General features: G+C 50.9%; 4 protein-coding genes. All 4 read right to left on the bottom strand.

All coding sequences use genetic code 11. The features are described 5' to 3' along the window. On the bottom strand, nt 1–1180 hold a 1180-nt coding region (locus DBO31_RS09190), incomplete at its 3' end, for a POTRA domain-containing protein (RefSeq protein WP_304466356.1). Between the two features lie 14 nt (nt 1181–1194). Next, the gene (locus DBO31_RS09185) at nt 1195–1800 is read right to left on the bottom strand and encodes a hypothetical protein (protein WP_059075541.1); all 606 of its coding nucleotides are present in this window, start codon (nt 1798–1800) and stop codon (nt 1195–1197) included. 147 nt (nt 1801–1947) lie between these two features. Continuing rightward, nucleotides 1948–2586: a sigma-70 family RNA polymerase sigma factor gene (locus DBO31_RS09180; RefSeq protein WP_150825001.1), complete on the bottom strand. Its 639-nt coding sequence runs from the start codon at nt 2584–2586 to the stop codon at nt 1948–1950. 12 nt (nt 2587–2598) lie between these two features. Continuing rightward, the coding region (locus DBO31_RS09175) for a translocation/assembly module TamB domain-containing protein (protein ID WP_200817513.1) at nt 2599–3182 on the bottom strand (584 nt) is incomplete at its 5' end.

The following is a 3182-nucleotide window of genomic DNA, read 5'->3' as shown; positions in this document are numbered from 1 at the left end:
GTTCCACACTGCGGCTGGCGGCGGCACGGTTAAACACATCGCCTTTCTTCATGCGTACTTCCCGGGTCACAACACGGGATTTTGTCTTAGTATTACCGCGGACGACGACATCTTCCAGATGGCATTCCGTAATGCCGATATGGAGAATGCCCTTGCTGTCCAGCGTCGCATTGGATACATGGCTGTACATATAACCGTCTTTCGCATAGAGGTTATTGATATTGGCTACGTCTTTACTGATGATGGTACTGTTCAGCGGTGAACCCGGTACGAACTGGATCATCTGCTGGAGCGCTTCCGTCTTATAGACTTTATTGCCGGTAATTTCTACACCGTTGATGACGGGATTGAGCTGTACGGCATAATTCAGGGCCACCCCTTCCGGCACGTTGGTAAAGGAAGGATGGACCGTCGAGAAAAGACCGGTAGAACCGATGACATTGACATCATGGCGGACATAATCGGCACTGACCGTATCACCGACGCGCATGGCTAATTTCGGCAGCAGGTAGGCTTCAATGGCCGGGTCCGGTACAGGGCCAACGCTTACTGCCGTCGTCACTTTATTGGCATAAGGAGCGATGGATTCATCGGTGACAACATTACCATAGGGCATGGTGCTTTCCTGCCCTGGCTCCAGTACCGCCATAGGATACTTGGGAATCGTCGTATCGATTTGTACGTCACCGAGGCCGGCCATGTACGGCACAGAGGCTCCGGGGAGGCCTTCTTCTTTAGCCGATTCTGCTGTACCGACCGTCCCCTGTTCGTATCCCGTATTGCCGCTGATGACGGACTTTGCCACCTGGCTCTTCCGTTCCTGTTCGGCCTGTTCAATTTTTTCTACCTGTTCTTTTTCAGCCGGCTTGCGTACGTCTTCCGGCTTTTCCCCCTTGGCAATGGCTGCCAGTTCTTCATCCGTTTCGTACCCCGTAAGGCCGGATTTTGCATTCTTCATGACGGCTTCTGTCTCCGGCGTTGAAGCACTGGTCACTACGGTATTGAGTGCCATAGGCTTTCCTTCGTCTTTTGCGGTCATGTCTGAAGCGGATACCTTTTTTTCTACGGTCTGTCCGGGATCTGCATCATAGCCTGTTGCCGTGTCTGCAGCCCATACGGGACTTGTCACCATAGCACTGGTAATCATCATCAATAAAAATTTCTTATTCCGTGTTATCATAAGACCCTCCGTTGTCATTTCTTGGTTTCCGCACCGCGCAAACTATGACGCGCATCTTGTACGGCAGCCTGTATCTGCCGGTCCGATAAAACCTTTTTTTGTACAGGCTGTGTATATGGTACAGTCGCAGGTGGCGGTTCCGTTCTTTCCGTCTCCTGTCCTGTTTCCCCCTGTTGTACTGCCGGCAATACACCGGTATCATCTGTACTTGCAGGAACCGGTTGCACCGCCGGTATTTCTTCTACTGCCCTGTCTTCTGCCGTTACGATTGATTCCGGCTCAGCTACAGGTTGTGAATCCGGCGCTGTCATCGTCGTCCGTGACGTATCCGCTGCCGTTTCGCCGCGGACAGGCCGGGTAAAATCAGCTGGCGGCCCTTCCGGACGTGTAAACTGCCAGATGCCCAGAGCCAGCGCCAAAGCAGTCAGGACTGCCGCCAGCCGGCGGATTTTACAGCCCATACCATGGTTTTTTCGAAGATTTTTCATCTCCGCTTCTGCCAGCATGAGATTCAGTTCCCCACGGACATCAGCTTTATTGTCAAAAGACTTTTCAGCCCGTTCCAGCCAGGCTCTGGCAGAACGGACACGCTCGGCCCGTTCATTATCTGATTTTGCCATACTGCGCAAGCTCCTTTCCCAGCATGTTTATAAAATCCTGAAAAAGACAGCCTCAACAAACAAGTAAATATGGGAAGAAGCCGATATCTATCTTGGAAATACTCATCGTTTCTCCCGTATTCTCCCGTTTATACCATATTTTCTTTTTTACTTCTCTTTGTTGTCATGAATAAACCGGCTCAGCATGCCTCTCACACGGCGGATTCCCCGTTTCTGCAGCCGGTATACATAAGGCAGGCTGACAGACAGGTCCTCGGCCAGGGATTTTTGCTGCTGATCTTTGAGATAGACGCCTTCCACGACGATCTGTTCCTTCTGAGGCAGACGCTGTAATGTCTGGGCTACGTGTTCAAACAGAATCTGCCGGCCTGTCCGGTCTGCCAGATCCTCCGCCCCGTCTGGCAGCTGATCCCGCAGGGTAACGCCGTTTTCATCGGGTTCGTCGAGAGACAGGGAAGACCGTTTATTTTCCTTTTGGAGAAAATCCAGGATTTCCCCACGGATACGATGGACGGCAAAAATAGGAAAGGCCACATTGCGCCCGTAATCATACCGTTCCACCGCTTCAATCAGTCCCAGCGTTCCTTCCTGCAGGGCGTCCTGCAGAATATCCCCGGAAATGTGCCAACGCATCGCTTCCCGGAAAACCAGCGGCTGGTACTGTTCAATGAGCTGCCGCCGGCTCTCCTGGTCCCCCCGGTCTTTATATGCGCGCCAGAGTTCTCTTTCTTCTTCCGGAGCCAGAAGTTTTATCTGTTGTAATTCTTTTAAATATGTCTCCAGCAACTTCTGTCCCCCCTAATAGAAGCTGTATTTATACATGCCGCCAATAAAGGAATCATCTGCCGATTTCCAAGCGGCCACACCAAACTTACTTCCCAAATTATACTGCATACCTATGCGGTTGTCATCATGATTGAGGCCAAAAGCAGCTGTCAGCATGAAATCATTGAACAAATACTTGCCCATTTCTATATTATAATAATTATTTTCCACATCAGCTGTCTTGCTGTTGTAATCCAGTGACCCTGTCGTAATGTTGAGCATATCTAGATTCAGTGCCTTTTCCAGCGCCTGTGTAATCCCCAGACTGTTGAGCGTCATGCGGATGCCGCTCCCTATAAGTGTATTGACATCTTCACTATTAAGGGAACTGTCTTTTTTGCCACTGCTGTTCCTGAGCGTAATCAGGGAAAGAATCTGGGCCTTCGTAAGCGGCGGATTGGATCGCAGCATCAGGTCCATCGCATCGGCAGGACCGCGCAGATTGAGCAGGACATTGTACTGACCGACACGGGTATGACCTTCCACGTCCAGATAGGGGAGGAATGTATCGGGCTGATTAAATTCAGCTTTTGCCCGGGATACACGGAAATTCGTAT

It is taken from the genome of Megasphaera sp. DJF_B143 (assembly GCF_900320625.1).
GTDB classification, from domain to species: domain Bacteria; phylum Bacillota; class Negativicutes; order Veillonellales; family Megasphaeraceae; genus Megasphaera; species Megasphaera hexanoica.
This window is presented reverse-complemented; position numbering and strand designations above follow the sequence as displayed.

Excerpts from the sequence above, each read along its gene's own strand:
- DBO31_RS09185 (WP_059075541.1), bottom strand. The coding sequence starts at position 1,800 with ATGGCAAAATCAGATAATGAACGGGCCGAGCGTGTCCGTTCTGCCAGA.